Source organism: Flavivirga algicola (assembly GCF_012910715.1).
Lineage (GTDB): Bacteria > Bacteroidota > Bacteroidia > Flavobacteriales > Flavobacteriaceae > Flavivirga > Flavivirga algicola.
On sequence record NZ_JABBHF010000003.1, the window covers coordinates 173505 to 193871 of the forward strand.

Consider the following 20367-nt stretch of genomic DNA (forward strand, 5'->3'; position numbering starts at 1 on the left):
TTTTAGTCAATTTTTATTTTGTACTTCTGAAGGGCTTCGTTTGCGTAAATATACAAGGTTTCATTGGTTACAAAAAAATCATTTATCAATAAATTTGGTATTGATATTGGAATGGGGGTTTTACTGTTTTTTTTCAAATAAACCAATGATTTTTTTATTTTTAAAATGATATCTCCGTTACTTTCAGTAAGTTCTGTGTATTCGTTGTTTTTTGTTTTTTTTACCAGACTGCCAAAATAATTGTAAACATATAAGTGGTCTTTGGTAAGTAAATAACAAAAATTGTAATTGCTTTTTAAATCTAAAATGGGACTTTGAATAGGTATTGTTTGAGCACGCGTTGTTCGTGTTTTGTAATCAAAAAGTTCTAACTTTTGATTATCCTGATTAAAAATCCATATGGTATTATCATATCCAGTAGAAACATGAGACACATTTTTGTACTCAGTGAGTGTATTAAAATCGATTCTAAATATCTCTGCCAATCGGTTGTCTAGAATTATAACACTATTAAAGTCTTTGTAAAATAGGTTGATTTTTAAAGGGTTAAAAACATTGGCAGTTGTGATGTCGCCAAGTTGTAAATTATTATACGTAATAATGGTCTGGTTGAGATCTTTTTTATTAAAAACATTGTTGCTTATAAAGTAAGCAGTGCCAAAATTATCAATAGTAATAAACCGATCTGTTTTAAAATCTGTTTTTTTTATAAATGAAGTTTCAATAGCCTTTTGAGCACATATTGAATAAGATAGAAGTAAAAAAAGATAGAGTGTATATTTCATATTGGCTCGAAAAATACAAAAACCTTACCACTTTTCAGTTAATTGAATGTAGTAAAATTCTTAATATCAAGATAATGTCATATTGCTTTAAGATATGTAGAGATCATCAAATGAAGAGCGAAAAGAAAAGCGATATTATTTAAGAAATGGTGTTGAAAGAATAAGTAATTATGTTGGGAGGGTGTTTTAAGAGTTATTTAACATTTCTGCATTAAACCAAATAGAAAGGTTTTAGTCAAATTAGGACATTGTTTTAATAAGCTAACTAAAAGATACTAATTTCAATGAAAACGAATTTTATAAGATTAACAGCTATTCTTTTACTTTTCATATCCGCTCTGTCATTTGCTCAAAAAGATTTTCAAGGGAAAGCATATTATCAAACTAAAACCACTTTAGATATGAACAGGTTTGAAGGTAGACAAATGAGCGAGGACCAAAAAAAGCGTATTGCAGAACGCATGAAGAGCATGTTTGAAAAAACATATATTCTAACATTTAACCAAATAGAATCTATTTATAAAGAGGAGGAAAAACTTGAAGCACCTGGGACTAGAGGAGGACGTTGGAGAGGCATGATGGGTAGTTTTACACCAGGTGACCTATATAAAAATGTGAAAGAACAGACCCTGTTGCAAGGTCAGGAGTTTTTCGGAAAGCAATTTTTAATCAAAGATTCTTTGCCTCAATTAAAATGGGTTATGGGTAGTGAAACAAAACAAATAGGAACCTATACCTGCTTTAAGGCAACTGCTATAAAAACCAAAACTGATTTTGATTTCAATAGGTTTAGGAGACCACCAGAACATAGAGGGAAAAAGGAGATGATCAATGGAAAAGAAGAAAGACCTATTCAGGTTGAGGTCGTAGTTTGGTACACGCCTCAAATCCCAGTGAATCAAGGACCAGGGGGATATTGGGGGCTTCCAGGTTTAATTTTAGAAGTCAATGAGGGAAGAACAACGATTTTATGTTCTAAAATTGTTATAAATCCAGAAGAGAAAGATATCATCAAAGCACCATCAAAAGGGAAAGAAGTGTCAAAAGAAACGTACCATGCTATTGTAAAAAAGAAGACAGAAGAGATGCGAGAGAACTTTAGAAGAGATGGTGGCCGACCAGGAGGTAGAAGAAGGTAGTTTGGATGAATAAATAATTAATCAAAGAATCTTTAATGAAGTTTAAAATAGCCCTGTTGCTTTTGTTGGTAACAAGCTCACTTTTCTCTCAAATCAAGTTGGAAGGTGTCGTAAAAGATAGTACAGGTATCCTTTTAGAGTTAGCAAATGTTGTGGCGATAAACCAAGAAACGAAAGCCTTGGATTCTTATGGAATTACCAATAATGAAGGACGGTATAAACTTAATTTGAAAAAGAACACATCATATAAAATTCAAGTGAGTTATATAGGTACAAAAACCAGTGAAGAACAATTAGAAACCAAAGAGAAAGCTATCACTAAAAACTTCATATTGCAATATGATAACGCTTTAGACGAAGTGGAGTTGGTATACGAAATGCCAGTAACAGTAAAAGGAGATACCATTGTTTACAATGCAGATTCTTTTAATCGAGGCACGGAGAGGAAATTGGAAGACGTGCTTGAAAACTTGCCAGGTGTAGAAATCAATGATGACGGCGATGTGGAAGTAGAAGGTAAAGTGGTTTCGAAGGTGATGGTTGAGGGTAAAGATTTTTTTGATGGCGATTCTAAACTGGCAACAAAAAATATCCCTTCCAATGCAGTAGACAAGGTTGAAGTACTTAAAAATTATGCTGAGGTTGGTCAGTTAAGAGGTGTTACTAATAACCAGGATAATATTGCCTTGAATATTAAATTAAAAGAGGGGAAAAAGAATTTTTGGTTTGGTAATATAAAGGCTGGTGGCGGCGCTTCCAATAAAAATGAATTGTATTTATTCCAACCAAAACTATTTTATTATAGTCCCGAGTATAGTGTTAATGTTATTACCGATTTAAACAACCTGGGGGAAATTGCCTTTACCCGACGCGATTATTTCAATTTTACAGGCGGATTTAGAAATCCCAGCCGACAAAGTGGGACAAATATCAATCTAGGGAGTAATAACCTCGGGTTTTTAATGGTTCAGAATAACAGGGCAAAAGATATCAATACCAAATTTGGAGCAGCGAATTTTAGTTGGTCACCAAACAAAGCTTTAGATTTAAGTGGATTTGCCATTTTTTCTAATAGTAAAACCGAATTACAAGAAAACAAGGGCGTGCAATATACCAACCCAGATTTAGGAATTCCAGACGAAACCACAGAAAGTAACACCATTCAACGCAGTGATTTAGGCATGTTAAAACTGTCTGCTAAATATAAGCCTAATACCAATAACCAACTAGACTATGATATTTTGGGCCGTGTGTCAAAAGAATCACAAGACCAAGGTTTTTTCTCGTCGATTATTGGAAATATTGATCAGCTAGAAACATCGAGCCCTTATAGTATTAATCAGAATTTAAACTATTACTATACCTTGGACGACACCAATATTTTTGCGTTTGAAGTTCAACATTTATTACAGGACGAAGACCCCTTCTATAACGCTACTTTAGATGATAAAGCCAATTACAATGGTACAGCAAATAATTTGGGGCTGGATGGCGCGCAATTAGACTACAACATAGCACAAGATAAACGCGTAAAATCAAATCAAGTAGATGCAAAGTTGGATTATTGGAATGTTTTGAATAATAAAAGTGATATTAATTTCACTCTGGGAACCATATTGAGCAGCCAGCAATTCGACTCGAATATTTTTCAATTCTTAGATGATAATTCTCGATTCGATCCTACACCAACTATTAATAATGGTGTAGATACTAATGCTATTAAATATAATTTTAGTGATGTGTATTTAGGGGTGCATTATAGATTAAAGTCAGGTGTTTTTACATTTACGCCAGGTTTTTCGGCACATGTCTATAGTGCAAAAAACACGCAATTTAATAATCGGATAGTCGATAATTTTTTCAGGTTGTTACCAGATTTTAACATGAGGATGCAATTAAAAAAGAGTGAGCAAATAGTTTTAAACTATAAAATGCAAACCCAGTTTACAGATGTGTCAAAATTTGCAAGCGGTTTGGTACTTAACAATTATAATGCTTTGTTTTCTGGTAATCCAGATTTAGAAAGTGCCTTGTCCCATAATTTAAACCTGTCCTATTTTAGCTTTAATATGTTTAACTATACCAATGTTTTTGCTAATATTAACTATAACAAAAGCATTGATAATATAAGAAATATATCTGTTTTTGAACCAGGGAGCGTCGTACGGGTTAGTTCAACATTTAATTCATCTTTTGCAGACGAAAGCCTGAGTGTAAATGGAAGGTTTGAGCGTACCTTCGGAAAACTAAAAGCAAATTTGAGGGGTAATTTTAACTATTCTAAGTTTAATCAATTTGTACAAAATGTACAGTCTATAAACGAAAGTTTTTCGCAAACGTATAGAGCAGGATTACGAACTAACTTTAGAAGCGCCCCCAATATCGACCTTAGGTATCTTTATCGCATTCAAGATAACAATCAAGGTGCCAGCACAACTAAATTCGTTACTAAGACGCCCTCGGTCGAGGCAGACGCCCTCATATTAAAATCTTTTACTTTTAAAACAGATTATTCATATAATAACTTTAGTGATGCATCTGGCACCATAAATAGTTATGAGTTTTTAAATGCCTCTCTATCTTATCGAAAAGATAAAGATGCTAAGCTGGAATATGAGATAAAAGCAACAAACTTGTTCGATACAAAGTCACAGAACAATAGCAATACCACTAACATATCTGTAAGTGCTGCAGAATATTATATCCAACCATTATTTTTATCGTTTAGATTGCGTTATGAATTGTAAAAAATATAACATTTTTATTTGTAAAATTAAAGAACAGTAATATATTTGCGCTCAGTTTTGGGGAGATACTCAAGCGGCCAACGAGGGCAGACTGTAAATCTGCTGACTATGTCTTCGCAGGTTCGAATCCTGCTCTCCCCACTTAACTCGGAAAGTTTGCATGAAGATGCAGACTTTTTTAGTTTTAAAACATATACAAAGCTTGCTTTAGGATATGTTTTAAAACTAAAAAAAAAGGGCGTTGTGTTAGCAACGTAACTTTCCATTTTCACGATTGGGGAACGAGGATATTTAATCCTGTCCTCAATACTAATATTACTATGTTTCCCATCCAGGTTCTATTTAGATGTAATCCTCCTAAATTTTATCATAATTTTAATTTCACATTGAAAGAAAGACTTATTTTTTCATTATTGGAAAGGCGTCCTTTGTGAATAAGATTTCCTTGCATATTAAAAATAACATAATTTTAGGCTGAGAAAGGCAGAGATTGGAATATGATTAGTTGAAGGAGTGGAATAAATTTGAAATTATGGCTATGTATAAGTTAAAGAAAAGGCTTTTCGTTTTCATGAATCGGGAATAAACCGTTCTTAAAATATGAGCTGGATTTTTCATTTGTACAGAAGTTTCATGACAGCATTGATCGTAGCTTTCTGTCTAAATGACTAAGAGTTTTTTGTCCTGTAACCTTGGTAATTCATATTAATCTATTAAATTCACCGTCCATATTAAATATTTATATGTAATAAATCATTATTATGACTTTAAAGACCTACTTAGAATATACCGATGAGAAATCATCAAAATTTTGGATGATTGAAGTGAACGAAGAACGTTATACAATCACCTATGGAAAACTAAATACCGAAGGGAAGCAAATAACAAAAAATGCCGATTCGGCCGAAAAAGCTCTTAAAGATGCTAAAAAGTTAATCGACTCAAAAGTGAAAAAGGGTTATATCGTAGTATCTTCAGAAGAACAGGAAGCCGAAGAAAAAGGATGGCTTGAAAATTTAGAAGATACGGTCTACAAAATTTATAAAAATGAGATTCTACGATATGAACAAAAAGACTACCGTACGATTCGATTAACTAGAAGAGGCGACTACAATCGTTATGCATTAGGGTTGGAAACCAAAGAAAATGGTGATTATTGGGAAGGCATAAATGCAGCTTACGATTACGAATATGAGCAGTTTGAATCTTTCTGCTGGGAGGCGTTTGGAGAAAAAGGGATAAAAAATAATTGGCCCACAGAAGATCATTATTTTGAATTAAATGCTTTTTTAACCTCGGTTATACTAGGAAAGGTGTATTTAAAACTTAACCAGACTCCTGAATTAAAAGATTACTTAAAGGATGTTAGTACCATAACTATAGATTTTAACGATATGCATAAGCTGCCATTTACTGAGTATTTTCCAGATGAAGCAACGCGTACGGCTTTTGTGAAAAAAGTAGCAGCACAAAAGGCAAATCAACAATTGATCTCCGATTTATGGGCAGACAAAGTAGATGGTGACGGAATCGATTTTTTAACGCAATTACAAATTCCGTTGCCAAAGAAAAAAGCGGACTCGACAATTGAACAGTTTAAATCTATTTTAGAAACTTCTATAGATTTATGGGAAGAAGATAAAACTAAAAAGGCCATTAAATTATTGGAACCAGCCCTGTACGATTTTGCTAAAAAGAACAGCGGTCAAAAAAGCTTAATAGATGAAGCCAGTGGTTACCTGGCACGTTATTTCAAAGAACTTGAACAAATTCCTGAAGCTGTAAAAGCTTATCAAATAGGAATAACTCATCTTCCTAATGGTTACACGACTCTTAACTTATTGTCGCTTCTTAAAAAAACGGCTTTTGATAATGAGCTGATGTTTTCTACAGCAGAAACCTTGGTGAAAAAAGGGCAATTTAATAATAAAGAGTACAGATACTATGCCTATTATTATTTAGCCTATGCATGTGTCGTTACAAAAAGGGAAAAAGAAGCAAAAAAGACTTTTCAAACGGTTAAAACTTCCGTTGATTCGTTAAAAGACCTAAATAAGGTAGAGGAGATTATAAAAGACTTATCGGCACTTGTGGAGTCTAAAACTCCAGGATTCGAAATAGCAAAGGAGATACTTCCCCTTTTTAAAGGAGAAGAACAGGAAATAGATGGAAAGAAGGCAGCAAAACTTATTGCATGGTGGGCTTCAGTGCCATCTAAGGTAAAAAGTACGGCTATGAAATATGCTAAAGTAAAAGGTGATACAGACCAATTAGCACCTTCTGCTTTATTAAGAATTTCGCGCATGCATTTTCTACCCTTGATGGAACATAGTTTAGAGAATATTTCTTTTTTAACAGGATTTACGCATTTGGAAACGTTATATATTAATAGAAACCAAATAACCGAAATAAATATACTCTCCAAGTGTTTTTCTCTTAAAGAATTATATATTTCTAATAATCCAATTACTTCAATTTCACCTTTAAAAAGTCTTTATAGACTTGAAAAATTAGAGGCTGGTAGATGTGAAATAGATGATATTTCAGTGTTAAGTAATTTGAAGCGACTAGAGGTGTTGGAATTAAATAATAATAACATTTCTAATATTGAAGCACTTCATGGTTTAAGTATGTTGGGGGAGTTAAAGCTATCTGATAATGCTATTTCAGATGTTTCTGCTATAGGTATGTGTAAAGCCTTAAGAGCATTGGAATTAGAAGACAACCCGATAGAAAAAGGTATGGAAGCTATTGTTAAATTGCCGCTTTTGCAAGACATAGAATTTGATTATGATCTATTAGAAGAGCATTTCAGTGACTTGCCTTATCTTTCAGAAGATTGGGGAGCCTGGGAAGAACATGCATCAGAAGAAGAAAAAAAAGAATTAAAGACCTGGTTAAAGAGTGTTAAAGCGCATTCAAAATTCAAGGACATATGGTGGGAAGGAGAGGAACCTGACGTTGAAGAATTAGCTGAGTTCGTTTATACGGAAGATCATATTTCTCTTAAAAAGAAAAAAATAGATGATTTGTCTCTATTACACATCTTTAAAAGATGTAACTATTTGAATATTGAAAATACTAAAATTTCAAGTTTAGAAGGTATTGAAAACCTGTCTTTGTTAGAATATCTTATAGTGGATAATAATACTATTTATGATATTTCAACAGTTGAAAATTTTAAACACCTTAGAACTTTAAGGGCCTCGAGCTGCAAATTAAATAATTTATACGAATTAGAAAATTGCCGCAATCTGAAGAACCTGCATATTAATGATAATAACTTAAAAAATTTATTCCCTTTAGATGAGTTGGAAAACCTTGTTCATTTTAGTGCCTCTAATAATAAATTAAGAGATATCAAGCCTTTGGCTAATCATAAAAAATTATCTGAAGTAACTATTGAAAACAATGAGGAAGCATTAGACCTTTCTCCTTTGGCATCGTGCAGAGAATTGCGTGTTGTTAAATGCTCTAGCTCAAGAGGAATAACAGGCTTGGCTGCACTTGCTAAGTTGCCGTTGCTTAGAGAGGTAGATACTAAGGGTACAGCCAGCAAAATTCAAATAGATATGTTAAAAGGGAAAAATCCAAATATATTAATTAGTTGAGATATTCTTATTGTGCTTGCCTTTTATGTGGTTAAGGGAAGTGTCTTTTTCGATTTTATAAAAATATACAGTGGCATGATTTGCATTTAAAAAAACAATTTTTGTCTTGCCATGCTTTAAGAAATACATCTTGGACAATACTTTTAGAAACCTCTAAATCGTTGAGGTACTTGTATGCCAATATACATAGTTGTGGATATAAGTCTTTAAAAAGTTTTTTAAAGTTAGTTCGTTGTTATTTTCCTTGGTAGTAAACATATTACTCGTAATTTGTGCGCACTATGTCGTTCGTCGCAATGCACAGTTTTATGTTTTTTATAAGGATGTTGGCAGTAATTAGAATGAACTATAAAGAATACATACCATCTAAAAATTTGAATTCAATTGTTGATATCATTTGGATAGCAACAAACAATGGAAAAGAAATAGAGTCTAAAATCTTACCAGACGGATGTGTCGACATTATTTTTGACCTTGACAAACAAATGCATTTGAATTCAGGAAATGAAATTAGAATTTCAGGTATGATGACAAAGTTTAAAAAAGTAACATCAAGGAAAAATTCAGAAACTCTAGGGATTAGGTTTAAACCAGGACAATTTAATGCTATCTCGAATATCCCACTTTCAGAAATAAAAAACATTGCTATAAATGCATCAAACTTATTCCCTAAACTTAACAATTCATTTTGGGATGAATTAATTGAAAAAAAGAATCAATGGGAAAAGGTCCAATTAATCAATAGATTTTTAATAGCTGAAATAAATTGGTCAGGTTTAACAGTAAGCAAATTAGAACACTCCGTTTGTGAATCTATTCATTTAAACTACAGAGAGTTAGATTTGAATAAAGTAGCTAAAAATCATTGTATAAGTTTGAGACAATTAGAAAGGCGTTTTAAAACGACAATTGGAGTTACCATGAAAGAATATCACTCTATAATTCGTTTTAATAAAGTTAAAGATTATATCACTGAAAATCCAAACATGAGTTTATTAAACATAGCTTTTGATAATGGTTATTTTGACCATTCTCATCTTTCTAAAGAAATAAAAAAAATGTCTGGATTAAATCCTTCTGAATTATAATCTTGTCGTTTTTTTACAAAACACAATCCTTTCTTGACTTCTACATTTGTCATAAAATGATTATGAAATATTTTTTAATGGTAGTTCTCATTAGTTTCTCTATTAAATCTTATTCTCAAACTAAAAACAATAATATGACAAAATTAGAATCTCTTACACCAAACATAATGGTTAAAGACGTAAATGCAACTTTAGATTATTACACAACGAAGCTAGGTTTCGCAATAATAGATATTAATCCCGAATCAGGTCAATATGAATGGGGCTATGTAATATTAGATAATGTAGGTATAATGTTCCAAGAGGAAAAATCATTAAAAACTGAGTATAAAGAAATAGAACCTTTAAAAGTTGGAGGTGCTTTGACTTTTTATATTAGAGTAAAAGACATAAATGAATATTTCAATCAATTACCTAAAGAAGTTAACATTGTAAAACCTATGAACAAAACTTTTTATGGCACTAACGAATTTGCTATAATGGATATAAACGGATTTATCCTAACCTTTTCTGAAACACCAGAATAAGCCCCAATATGAATTTTGAAAAGATTGCAAAACAGTTGGCCAACCCATCTGGAAAATTTGGAGAAGAGGTAGCATCTGGAATGAATACAATGAATCAATTTATTAGTGAAACTACATATGAACTATTGCAAATAAAGAATTCAGAAAGTATTTTAGAAATCGGTTTGGGGAATGGAAAATTCACTAAGGACATTCTTAATTATGGAAGTAATATTTATTATACAGGAGTAGATATTTCCAAGACAATGATAGCGGAAGCAAAAAAGCTTAATCATAATCTTATCAAAAAGGGATATGTAGATTTAATTCATGCAGACATAGAGCAAATGCCTTTTTGGGATGAGACATTTGATAAAGTATGTACGATTAATACAGTATACTTTTTGAAAGCCCCTTTAAATGCATTTAAAGAAGTTTTTCGAGTTTTGGCCAACAAGGGTATTTTTATTATTTCATATAGACCCTTTATAGAGGGCCAAACACTTAACTTCACCCAGTATGGATTTAGAGAATACAGTTCCGAAGATTTAGAATCATTAATTCTTAAATCTGATTTCAGAATAATAGAAAAAATAGAAAAAGTTGAACCTGAAATTAAATTTAATGGACAAATCTATAATTTGAAATCTCAATATTTTCTATTACAAAAAACTACTGCCATCAACGTATATAAAAAATAGCTCACTAGGTACAAGATATAAAACTTTGCCCCAGCTCTCGCTAGTTTCCAAAACTAGTGGCGAAAAGTAGCTAAAAATCAACTTTCTAAAAAGCAGAAAAAATCTCAAGATCTCTATAAAATATTTTCTCTTTATTTTTTATCACAGGTATGTCACTAGGAAATCCAAGCGGTATCGTGGCTTAAGGTGTTATTTAGCGCTTACTCTTGTATCTGGCTATAATCAAGTGAAATCGGAAAAAGTGGGTTTGTTGACAATTAGAGGATTATAAGAATTTCAGGCTTTAAAATACAAAAACCATGGAGGTCTTTAGACAGTCTGACAGTTTGTTATGTCGTCTTAGTATTCCTTAAGAATTACGTATTACACACCATGTTGAGGCTTATTCCTTTTTAAAAATCTTAATTTCAATATATTCATTGTAATCAATCTTTTCTAATTGAAATTTATAACCTTTCCATAATACAGAACTAAAACGTTCAGCTTTAGAAAGTCCATCTTCAGATTTTGATTTTCCTTCTACTCCATGTTCAGAAAGAAATATTTCCTCATATTCATTATCCTTGGAAATGGTTAAAGATGTCATAACCTTTGTTGCGCCTCCAATATATGGGCGTTTATGAGTAAAATACGTTAGTTCAATAGAAAAAGTGTCATTAACGAGTGTAACTTCATTAATATTTAACTTTATAACCTCACCATATTTATAGTTGATTTTGTGCATTATTTGTTTTTCAGATGTAATTTGGGAATACGTTATGGGAGCTGAAAAAAGAAAAATACAACAAAAAACAATTATTTTTTTTGCGAAGCACTTTTGAAACTTCATAGTTCTGCGATTTTTATTTCTTTTATTATTGCATGTGTTGCGGTATAACACACAATAATGATTATATGTACCAGATCCATTATATTTTTAACAAATCTAAGTAGCTTCTAATTAGCTTAAAATTAACGTATTTTCTAGCATTTACCGCACGCTAGAGGTTTTAAACTAGTGCCAGTGACAGCTTTTAATCTATTTCTACCGATATAGGGCCTCCATTAGAGACATATCCTCCACCGATTTCGTCTATATTAACGTCCAATTCATCATGAGTATCTATACCAACAATGTTAACGTCAATTTTGTTATTGGTACTTAGTTTTACACTTATGGTTCCATCGTCATTTAAAGGGACAAGCCCATAATTCATAGGAGGAGACAATTTTAAGTTGTTTGAAGGTTCATTTGCATAAGCTTTTGGTATCAACTCTAAATTTTTAATAGTCAATATTGTTAGGTTGACTGCGATTACTGTTAAAACTATTTTAGTGAATTTGTCTATTTTCATAAGATCAATTTTAGTAATTATTAGATAGTTTAATATGACTTTTTTATACAAGTTAACTAATGGCTATGTATATCAGTAAACATATACCCATTTAGTTAAGACCACTAATCTAGTCGATTTTTAATAGTTTTGAAAGTATTTACTGCTAAATATGTTAAAGGAAGGTCATAGGAAATTTACAATCCAAATACTTATTTAATTAAAGTCAGTTTTGATATTTTACACTTATATATTGGCATGGTAAGTTTCAATCCCAATCTTATAATCTTCAGGCTGGTCGTATCTTTTTATGTCAATTGGTTTGTGTAAAAAATTAAAGTGAAGGCATCTATCTCCAAAACCATGTTTCCATTCATAATTTTCATCACCATAACCGTCTTTTGTATAATTTGACCAGCTCGAGCTTGCTGCAATTTTGAAAGATTCTTCAAACTGAATCACGAAAAGCATTTCTGTTAAGAAAAGTGATTGATTGTCAGTATGATTTTTGAAACTTGTATAGCAAACCCAGAATTTTCCGTATTTTTTATGTGTGTATTCACTTATTTTAAATAGCTTTCTTGGTAATCGGGGGTATGGATTACTAAAAAAACTTTTGCCTCCAAATAGTTCTATTTCATCTTCATCCCTCTCGCCTTCGAGAGCCATAAACTCAATATGAGGGTGTAAATAAAATGAGTTCGCTTTATCTATATTAGCATTATACTCGTTATAACTCAATTTCCATTTCAGGGTTTCTGTTTCGGCTTCTACTTTGGCAAAGTCTTCAAAAAAGATTCTTACATCTTCAATGTTCCTCATTTAGATTGGTTTTGTTGAGATCGCTAATCTAATGGATTTTTAATTGTTTTAAAAGTGTTTATTGTTGTATGTAGTTCTATAAATAATGCTAAACAAAGACAGAATAAGTTTTATAAAAACAATGCAAACAAAAAAGACCGCCAATGTAGGCGGTCTTTAATAAGATTTATAAAATGTTTGGTTTACAAACCAAACACTTCTTTTACTTTATCAACATAATCCAGTTTCTCCCATGTGAATAATTCGACGTCTAAAGTAGTCGCTTCACCATTAGGTTGTGTGAATGTTTTAGTAACGATTTCGTTGTTACGCCCCATATGTCCGTAAGCCGCCGTTTCGCTGTACATAGGTGACCGAAGTTTTAAGCGTTCTTCTATGGCAAATGGACGCATATCAAAAATTTCGGAAACTTTTTCGGCAATTTCACCATCAGTCATATTAAAAGGGCAGGTGCCATAAGTATCAATAAAAATACCCATAGGTTCTACCACACCAATAGCATAACTAACCTGAACTAAAACCTCGTCGGCAACACCTGCAGCAACCAGATTTTTTGCAATATGTCGCGTTGCATAGGCTGCACTTCTATCTACCTTACTCGGGTCTTTCCCAGAAAAGGCACCACCACCATGCGCACCTTTTCCGCCATAGGTGTCAACAATAATTTTTCTACCAGTTAAACCAGTGTCTCCATGAGGGCCACCAATTACAAATTTCCCTGTTGGGTTTATGTGGTATTTAATGTCGTCATTAAACAAGACCTGAATTTGCTTAGGTAGTTTGGCAACAACACGTGGAATTAAAATGTCGACAATATCCTTTCTAATTTTTGCAAGCATGGTATCATCATCTCCAAAATCGTCATGCTGTGTAGATACTACAATAGCATCAATACGTTGCGGAATATTGTCATCACTATACTCAATAGTTACCTGACTTTTAGAATCGGGACGTAAATAAGTAATGTCTTTGTTTTCTCTTCTTAATTCGGCAAGTTCTATCAAGATTCTATGCGACAGATCTAAAGCTAAAGGCATAAAGTTTTCGGTCTCATTGGTTGCGTATCCAAACATCATCCCTTGATCCCCAGCGCCTTGTTGCTCTTTGCTTGCTCTATCGACACCTCTGTTAATATCGTCCGATTGTTCATGAATAGCAGACACTACACCACAAGAATTACCATCAAACATATACTCGCCTTTAGTGTAGCCAATTTTGTTTATGGTCTCTCTGGCAATTTTTTGTACGTCTAAATATGTTTTAGATTTTACTTCACCAGCAAGGACAACTTGCCCTGTAGTAACCAGGGTCTCACAAGCTACTTTCGAGTCTGTATCGAAAGCTAAAAAATGGTCAATTAAAGCATCGCTAATTTGATCTGCTACTTTGTCTGGATGTCCTTCGGAAACACTTTCCGAAGTAAATAAATAAGCCATAAATTGTATTTTATATTTAGGATTTGACGATAGCGTCGAAGGAAGTTTACACTGCCTTTAGCATTTTTCAATTTTGAATTTGTTTCAGAATTTTTCGATTCTAAAGTTTTTCAAAAAAGATGCCGAAACAAGTTCAGCATAAAGAGGTTGCAATCAGTCAAATCTTTCCTCTGTTATTTGTGATGGCAAAAGTAAAAAAATAAAAGGAAATGAGGATTCGTTTTTATTTTTTTAAAAAATAAATTGGTTATTATATTTTAATTCCAAATATTTGTACAAACAAAATGAAAAAGCAAATATTAAATATCGTTTCTTTTATCGTCATTGTGATTAGTTCGCAACGGTAGGAAGCGCTATATGTAAATATTATAAATTTAAAAGCCTTCCGATTAAGGAAGGCTTTTTTATTGCATATTTTTTAAATTTTGAACATCATAAAAATAATAGTTTAAATAGTTGTTTTACAGCGTGTTGTGTCATTTTGGGTGGTTGTGGATTTAACCATAAAAAACGAAAGAATAATATAAATAAAAACCTAATAAATTAATTTCGAATATTATTTTGATTTGGTTGTAGGATTTTTAAAAGAATTCTTAAATCATTAAAATATTAAATTAAAAAAAGATAAAACGTAAAATTATCTGTAACAAAGATGAAGGAACTTAATAAATTTAGTAAAACAGTAACTCAAGACTCAACGCAACCAGCAGCACAAGCCATGTTATATGCCATTGGCTTCTCTGATGAAGACTTTTTTAAACCCTTAATTGGTATTGCTAGTACAGGTTATGAGGGGAATCCTTGTAATATGCACTTAAATGATTTAGCAAAATTGGCAAAAGAAGGTACTAAGAATGAAGATCTGGTCGGATTAATCTTTAATACCATTGGGGTCAGCGATGGTATTTCTATGGGAACTCCTGGGATGCGTTACTCGTTGCCTTCAAGAGATATTATTGCAGATTCTATGGAGACTGTTGTACAAGGTATGAGCTACGATGGTTTGATAACTGTTGTAGGCTGTGATAAAAATATGCCAGGAGCTTTAATGGCGATGATTCGTTTAAACAGGCCTTCCATTTTAATTTTTGGAGGTACTACAGATTCTGGTTGCCATAACGGAAAGAAATTAGACATCGTGTCTTCTTTTGAAGCTTGGGGAAGTAAAGTAGCTGGGACCATGGAAGAAGAAGAATATAGAAGTGTGATAAAAAAGTCAATTCCCGGACAAGGCGCTTGTGGTGGCATGTATACAGCTAATACTATGGCCTCTGCCATAGAAACTTTGGGAATGGCATTACCATATAATTCATCTAACCCAGCAAGTAGTGACCTTAAAAAACAAGAGTCTGTAAAGGCAGGTGAAGCAATGCGTTTATTGTTAGAAAAGGATATTAAGCCTTCAGATATTATTACTAGAAAATCTTTAGAAAATGCAATTAGAGTTGTTACTATTTTAGGAGGGTCTACAAATGCTGTACTGCACTTTTTGGCCATAGCCAGAGCTGCACAAATAGATTTCACGCTTAAAGACTTTCAGGCGATTAGTGATAGTACACCATACATTGCCGATTTAAAGCCTAGTGGTAAATATTTAATGGAAGATCTTCATGCTGTAGGAGGCGTTCCAGCAGTATTGAAATACTTGTTGAAAAAAGGGCTGTTACATGGTGATTGTTTAACGGTTACAGGAAAAACTTTAGCTGAAAATTTATTAGATGTTAAAGATTTAGACGAAGGTCAAGACATTATTAAGACCATAGAAGAACCAATAAAAGCTACAGGGCATTTACGTATGCTATACGGAAATTTGGCAAAAGATGGAAGTGTGGCTAAAATTACTGGAAAGGAAGGTCTGAATTTTATTGGAAAGGCAAAGGTTTTCGATAGTGAATATGATGCGAATGATGGGATTCGTGATGGGAAAGTAGAAAAAGGAGATGTGGTGGTTATTCGTTATGAAGGGCCAAAAGGAGGTCCTGGAATGCCAGAAATGCTAAAGCCAACAGCCGCAATTATGGGTGCAGGATTAGGAAAAGAGGTTGCGTTGATTACAGATGGACGTTTCTCTGGAGGGACACATGGTTTTGTTGTAGGTCATATTACACCAGAAGCCCAAGATGGTGGAACCATAGCTTTGGTAAAAGATGGTGATATGATTACCATTGATGCTGAAACTAATACAATTTCTTTAGAAGTTTCAGAAGAAGAACTAGAACAACGAAGACAAAATTGGACAGCACCTAAGTTAAAATTTGATAGAGGTGTTCTTTATAAATATGCAAGGTCAGTATCATCTGCATCTAAAGGCTGTGTTACTGATGAATTTTAATTTTTTTCGATATGAAAGAAACACAAACAATGGAAACAAGTAAAACCGACATTGCCCAAACAGAGCGCATTTGTGGTAGCGAAGCTATTATAAAATGTTTAATAGCTGAAGGTGTTGACATACTTTATGGATATCCTGGAGGAGCTATTATGCCCGTTTATGATGAATTATATAAATACAGAGATGAAATTCATCATGTATTGACACGTCATGAGCAAGGTGCTGCACACGCAGCTCAAGGATTTGCAAGAATATCGGGTAGAGTTGGTGTTGCTATGGCAACTTCAGGACCAGGAGCGACCAATCTTATTACTGGAATAGCAGATGCTCAAATCGATTCTACACCAATAGTATGTATTACTGGGCAAGTACCGTCTCATTTATTAGGTACCGATGCGTTTCAAGAAACAGATATTATTGGTATTTCTACACCCGTTACCAAATGGAATCATCAGGTGACAAAAGCTTCGGAAATCCCAGAAGTTTTGGCAAAAGCGTTTTATATAGCTAAAAGTGGTCGTCCAGGACCAGTGTTAATTGATATCACTAAAGATGCTCAGTTTGGGGAACTTGATTTTAAATATGAAAAGTGCACAGGGGTAAGAAGTTATATTCCAACGCCAAAAACTAATGTAGAATCAGTGAATGCTGCTGCCAATTTAATTAATGCAGCAAAAAAACCAATGATTGTTTGGGGACAAGGTGTTATTTTAGGGGAAGCAGAAGCAGAATTGAAGGCAGTTATTGAAAAAACAGGTATTCCTTCGGCTTGGACCATTATGGGGGCTTCGGCTATACCAACATCACACCCTTTAAACATTGGTATGGTTGGAATGCATGGTAATTATGCACCAAATAAGTTAACCAACGAATGTGACGTGCTTATCGCAATCGGGATGCGTTTTGATGACCGCGTTACAGGAGATTTAAATACCTATGCCAAACAAGCGAAAGTCATTCATTTTGAAATAGACCCAGCAGAAGTCAATAAAAATGTGCATGCAGATGTTGCCGTTTTAGGTAATTCTAAAGATAGTTTATCTCAATTATTACCATTGTTAAATGAGAATACGCATATAGAATGGTTACAAGAGTTTAAAGATTTGTATGCGATTGAATTTGACAAAGTCATTAAAAGTGACCTTCATCCAACCAAAGAGGGACTGACTATGGGTGAAGTATTGAAAGAAATAAACGTGCAAAGTAAAGGAGATGCCGCTATTGTATCGGATGTTGGACAACACCAAATGATTGCTTGCCGTTATTCAGAATTTAATAAAACGAAGAGTAATATAACTTCTGGTGGTTTAGGAACTATGGGCTTTGCATTACCAGCGGCTATTGGTGCTAAAATGGCGGCACCAGAGCGTGAAGTCGTAGCAATAATTGGTGATGGTGGTTACCAAATGAATATTCAGGAGTTAGGAACCATATTTCAACAAAAAGTACCTGTAAAAATTGTGGTACTGAATAATGAATTTTTGGGAATGGTGCGCCAGTGGCAACAATTGTTTTTCGATAAGCGTTATGCGTCTACAGAAATGACAAACCCAGATTTTGTTACCATAGCAAAAGGATACCATATAGAAGGAAAACGTGTTGTAAAAAGAGAAGAGTTGGCAGATGCCATTAAAGAAATGATAGCATCTAAAGAGTCTTATTTCTTAGAGGTTTGTGTAGAAAAAGAAGACAATGTATTTCCAATGATTCCTTCTGGAGCATCGGTTTCAGATATTAGATTAAGTTAGTTATAAAATAAGAACAAAGAATATAGAACAAAGAGTGAAGACGATAACAACCTATTAAAGAATTACTGTCTCTTTCTCTTTTATCTTTTTTCTGTTATCTGTTAATAAAATGAACGAAGAAATAAAATCATTTACGATTTCAATCTATACCGAAAATAATATCGGTCTATTAAATCGTATATCTGCAATTTTTCAACGCAGACATATAAATATTGAAAGTTTAACAACATCGCAATCAGAAATTGAAGGCGTAAACAGATTTGTAATTGTTGTTAATATCACCGAATCTCAAGCTAAAAAGATTATAGGACAATTTCAGAAACAAATTGAAGTTATTCGTGCTTATTATCATACAGAAGAGCAAACCATTTATCAAGAATCAGGTATGTTTAAAATAAAATCTGATTTGTTATTTGATGAACCTCAAATTCAGAATATAATTAAAGAAAGTAATGCCAGAATAGTTACTGTAAACAAAGAGTTCTTTGTTTTGGAAAAATCTGGTAGAAGAAACGAAATAGAATCACTTCGCAGAGATTTAAATATTTTTGGGATCATGCAATTTGTACGATCTGGACGCATTGCGGTAACTAAAGAAGAAATGAAAATCACAGAAATGCTTTTAGCATTTAATAACCAATAACAACAATAAAAATTAAAATGGGAAATTATTTTAACACACTTTCATTAAGAGATAAACTAGATCAATTATCAAAGTGTAGATTTATGGATGCTTCAGAGTTTTCAGATGGAGTAGACGCTTTAAAAGGTAAAAAAATAGTCATAGTAGGATGTGGAGCACAAGGTCTTAATCAAGGTTTAAACATGAGAGATTCTGGATTGGATATTTCTTATGCTTTGCGTGATGCTGCAATCTCTGAAAAACGTGCTTCTTATGTTAATGCTACAGATAATGGTTTTACAGTAGGTACATACCAGGAGTTGATTCCATCTGCAGATTTAGTGTTAAACTTGACTCCAGATAAGCAACATACAAACGTTGTAAATGCAGTGATGCCTTTAATGAAGCAAGGAGCTACCTTATCATATTCTCACGGATTTAATATTGTTGAAGAAGGTATGCAAATTCGTAAAGATCTTACAGTTATTATGGTGGCGCCAAAGTGTCCTGGATCTGAAGTAAGAGAAGAGTACAAACGTGGTTTTGGTGTGCCAACACTTATAGCCGTTCATCCAGAAAATGACCCAGAAGGAAAAGGTTGGGCGCAGGCAAAAGCTTATGCAGCAGGAACAGGAGGCGATAGAGCAGGTGTTTTAGAATCATCTTTTGTTGCCGAAGTTAAAAGTGATTTAATGGGAGAACAAACCATTCTTTGTGGATTGCTACAAACTGGTTCTATTCTTTGTTTTGATAAAATGGTTGAAAAAGGAATAGATGCGGGTTATGCTTCTAAACTTATTCAATATGGTTGGGAAACTATTACTGAGGGTCTTAAATATGGTGGTATTACTAACATGATGGATCGTTTATCTAACCCAGCAAAAATTAAGGCTTTCGAATTATCGGAAGAATTAAAAAACATCATGCGTCCTTTATTCCAAAAGCATATGGATGATATCATGCTAGGGAATTTTTCTAAAGGAATGATGGAAGATTGGGCCAACGATGATAAAAATCTATTAGGTTGGAGAGCTGCTACAGGAGAAACAGCTTTTGAAAAAACGCCAGCAGGAGATGTTGAAATCTCTGAGCAAGAATTTTACGATAACGGTGTGTTAATGGTGGCATTTGTAAGAGCAGGTGTTGAATTAGCTTTTGAAGCTATGACAGATTCTGGAATTATTGATGCATCTGCATACTACGAATCATTACATGAAACGCCACTTATTGCAAATACTATTGCAAGAAAGAAATTATATGAAATGAATCGTGTTATTTCTGATACAGCTGAGTACGGATGTTATTTGTTCGATCATGCTTGTAAGCCATTATTAGCCGATTTCATGAAAACTATCGATACTGATGTTATAGGAAAGGCTTATGCTAAAGACAATGGAGCTAGTGTTGATAACGCAAAATTAATTGAAGTTAATGCTGCGTTAAGAAACCATCCTGTTGAAAAAATAGGAACCTTTTTAAGAGCGTCTATGACGGCTATGAAGCCTATAGTATAGTTT

General features: G+C 33.2%; 15 protein-coding genes and 1 tRNA gene. 11 read left to right on the forward strand and 5 right to left on the reverse strand.

The window, feature by feature from the left end; genetic code table 11:
• Positions 1 to 2: 2 nt before the first annotated feature.
• Positions 3 to 785, reverse strand: coding sequence for a hypothetical protein (locus HHX25_RS06165; protein ID WP_169671284.1), 783 nt, complete (start codon positions 783 to 785; stop codon positions 3 to 5).
• 284 nt (positions 786 to 1069) lie between these two features.
• Between HHX25_RS06165 and HHX25_RS06170 the strand changes: the two genes are divergently transcribed.
• From HHX25_RS06170 to HHX25_RS06200, 7 genes are all read left to right on the forward strand, one after another.
• A complete protein-coding gene (locus HHX25_RS06170) occupies positions 1070 to 1924 on the forward strand; it encodes a GLPGLI family protein (RefSeq protein WP_169671286.1) in 855 nt (284 codons plus the stop codon).
• Between the two features lie 35 nt (positions 1925 to 1959).
• A complete protein-coding gene (locus HHX25_RS06175) occupies positions 1960 to 4671 on the forward strand; it encodes a TonB-dependent receptor (RefSeq protein ID WP_169671287.1) in 2712 nt (903 codons plus the stop codon).
• A gap of 59 nt (positions 4672 to 4730) precedes the next feature.
• Positions 4731 to 4812 (forward strand) — tRNA-Tyr (locus tag HHX25_RS06180).
• Between the two features lie 620 nt (positions 4813 to 5432).
• A complete protein-coding gene (locus HHX25_RS06185; protein ID WP_169671289.1) occupies positions 5433 to 8282 on the forward strand; it encodes a leucine-rich repeat domain-containing protein in 2850 nt (949 codons plus the stop codon).
• A 341-nt stretch (positions 8283 to 8623) separates the two neighbouring features.
• Positions 8624 to 9370: an AraC family transcriptional regulator gene (locus HHX25_RS06190; RefSeq protein WP_169671291.1), complete on the forward strand. Its 747-nt coding sequence runs from the start codon at positions 8624 to 8626 to the stop codon at positions 9368 to 9370.
• A 134-nt stretch (positions 9371 to 9504) separates the two neighbouring features.
• On the forward strand, positions 9505 to 9897 hold the full coding sequence (locus tag HHX25_RS06195; RefSeq protein WP_169671294.1) for a VOC family protein: 393 nt from the start codon (positions 9505 to 9507) through the stop codon (positions 9895 to 9897).
• A gap of 8 nt (positions 9898 to 9905) precedes the next feature.
• Positions 9906 to 10577, forward strand: a complete 672-nt coding sequence (locus HHX25_RS06200; protein WP_169671297.1) for a class I SAM-dependent methyltransferase — start codon at positions 9906 to 9908, stop codon at positions 10575 to 10577.
• Between the two features lie 382 nt (positions 10578 to 10959).
• On the opposite strand, the gene HHX25_RS06205 is transcribed toward HHX25_RS06200, so the two are convergent.
• From HHX25_RS06205 to metK, 4 genes are all read right to left on the reverse strand, one after another.
• A complete protein-coding gene (locus tag HHX25_RS06205) occupies positions 10960 to 11301 on the reverse strand; it encodes a hypothetical protein (RefSeq protein ID WP_169671299.1) in 342 nt (113 codons plus the stop codon).
• A 289-nt stretch (positions 11302 to 11590) separates the two neighbouring features.
• Positions 11591 to 11911, reverse strand: a complete 321-nt coding sequence (locus HHX25_RS06210; RefSeq protein WP_169671301.1) for a hypothetical protein — start codon at positions 11909 to 11911, stop codon at positions 11591 to 11593.
• A gap of 225 nt (positions 11912 to 12136) precedes the next feature.
• Positions 12137 to 12712: a hypothetical protein gene (locus tag HHX25_RS06215; protein ID WP_169671303.1), complete on the reverse strand. Its 576-nt coding sequence runs from the start codon at positions 12710 to 12712 to the stop codon at positions 12137 to 12139.
• Positions 12713 to 12894: 182 nt separating this feature from the next.
• On the reverse strand, positions 12895 to 14148 hold the full coding sequence (gene metK / locus HHX25_RS06220; RefSeq protein ID WP_169671305.1) for a methionine adenosyltransferase: 1254 nt from the start codon (positions 14146 to 14148) through the stop codon (positions 12895 to 12897).
• Positions 14149 to 14800: 652 nt separating this feature from the next.
• On the opposite strand from metK, the gene ilvD reads away from it, so the two are divergent.
• The 4 genes from ilvD to ilvC all read left to right on the forward strand — a co-directional run bounded on the left by ilvD (position 14801) and on the right by ilvC (position 20364).
• Entirely contained in the window at positions 14801 to 16480 is a 1680-nt protein-coding gene (gene ilvD, locus HHX25_RS06225) for a dihydroxy-acid dehydratase (RefSeq protein WP_169671307.1), read from the forward strand.
• 11 nt (positions 16481 to 16491) lie between these two features.
• On the forward strand, positions 16492 to 18228 hold the full coding sequence (gene ilvB, locus HHX25_RS06230; RefSeq protein ID WP_169671309.1) for a biosynthetic-type acetolactate synthase large subunit: 1737 nt from the start codon (positions 16492 to 16494) through the stop codon (positions 18226 to 18228).
• Positions 18229 to 18337: 109 nt separating this feature from the next.
• Positions 18338 to 18871 (forward strand): acetolactate synthase small subunit, encoded by a 534-nt coding sequence (gene ilvN / locus HHX25_RS06235; RefSeq protein WP_169671312.1) that lies wholly within the window; start codon positions 18338 to 18340, stop codon positions 18869 to 18871.
• 17 nt (positions 18872 to 18888) lie between these two features.
• On the forward strand, positions 18889 to 20364 hold the full coding sequence (gene ilvC, locus HHX25_RS06240; RefSeq protein WP_169671314.1) for a ketol-acid reductoisomerase: 1476 nt from the start codon (positions 18889 to 18891) through the stop codon (positions 20362 to 20364).
• The last annotated feature ends 3 nt before the right edge of the window (positions 20365 to 20367 follow it).

Bases quoted from the DNA above. Each gene is read 5' to 3' on its own strand.
- HHX25_RS06165 (WP_169671284.1), bottom strand. From the start codon at position 785: ATGAAATATACACTCTATCTTTTTTTACTTCTATCTTATTCAATATGT.
- HHX25_RS06170 (WP_169671286.1), top strand. From the start codon at position 1,070: ATGAAAACGAATTTTATAAGATTAACAGCTATTCTTTTACTTTTCATA.
- HHX25_RS06175 (WP_169671287.1), top strand. From the start codon at position 1,960: ATGAAGTTTAAAATAGCCCTGTTGCTTTTGTTGGTAACAAGCTCACTT.
- HHX25_RS06185 (WP_169671289.1), top strand. From the start codon at position 5,433: ATGACTTTAAAGACCTACTTAGAATATACCGATGAGAAATCATCAAAA.
- HHX25_RS06190 (WP_169671291.1), top strand. From the start codon at position 8,624: ATGAACTATAAAGAATACATACCATCTAAAAATTTGAATTCAATTGTT.
- HHX25_RS06195 (WP_169671294.1), top strand. From the start codon at position 9,505: ATGACAAAATTAGAATCTCTTACACCAAACATAATGGTTAAAGACGTA.
- HHX25_RS06200 (WP_169671297.1), top strand. From the start codon at position 9,906: ATGAATTTTGAAAAGATTGCAAAACAGTTGGCCAACCCATCTGGAAAA.
- HHX25_RS06205 (WP_169671299.1), bottom strand. From the start codon at position 11,301: ATGCACAAAATCAACTATAAATATGGTGAGGTTATAAAGTTAAATATT.
- HHX25_RS06210 (WP_169671301.1), bottom strand. From the start codon at position 11,911: ATGAAAATAGACAAATTCACTAAAATAGTTTTAACAGTAATCGCAGTC.
- HHX25_RS06215 (WP_169671303.1), bottom strand. From the start codon at position 12,712: ATGAGGAACATTGAAGATGTAAGAATCTTTTTTGAAGACTTTGCCAAA.
- metK (WP_169671305.1), bottom strand. From the start codon at position 14,148: ATGGCTTATTTATTTACTTCGGAAAGTGTTTCCGAAGGACATCCAGAC.
- ilvD (WP_169671307.1), top strand. From the start codon at position 14,801: ATGAAGGAACTTAATAAATTTAGTAAAACAGTAACTCAAGACTCAACG.
- ilvB (WP_169671309.1), top strand. From the start codon at position 16,492: ATGAAAGAAACACAAACAATGGAAACAAGTAAAACCGACATTGCCCAA.
- ilvN (WP_169671312.1), top strand. From the start codon at position 18,338: ATGAACGAAGAAATAAAATCATTTACGATTTCAATCTATACCGAAAAT.
- ilvC (WP_169671314.1), top strand. From the start codon at position 18,889: ATGGGAAATTATTTTAACACACTTTCATTAAGAGATAAACTAGATCAA.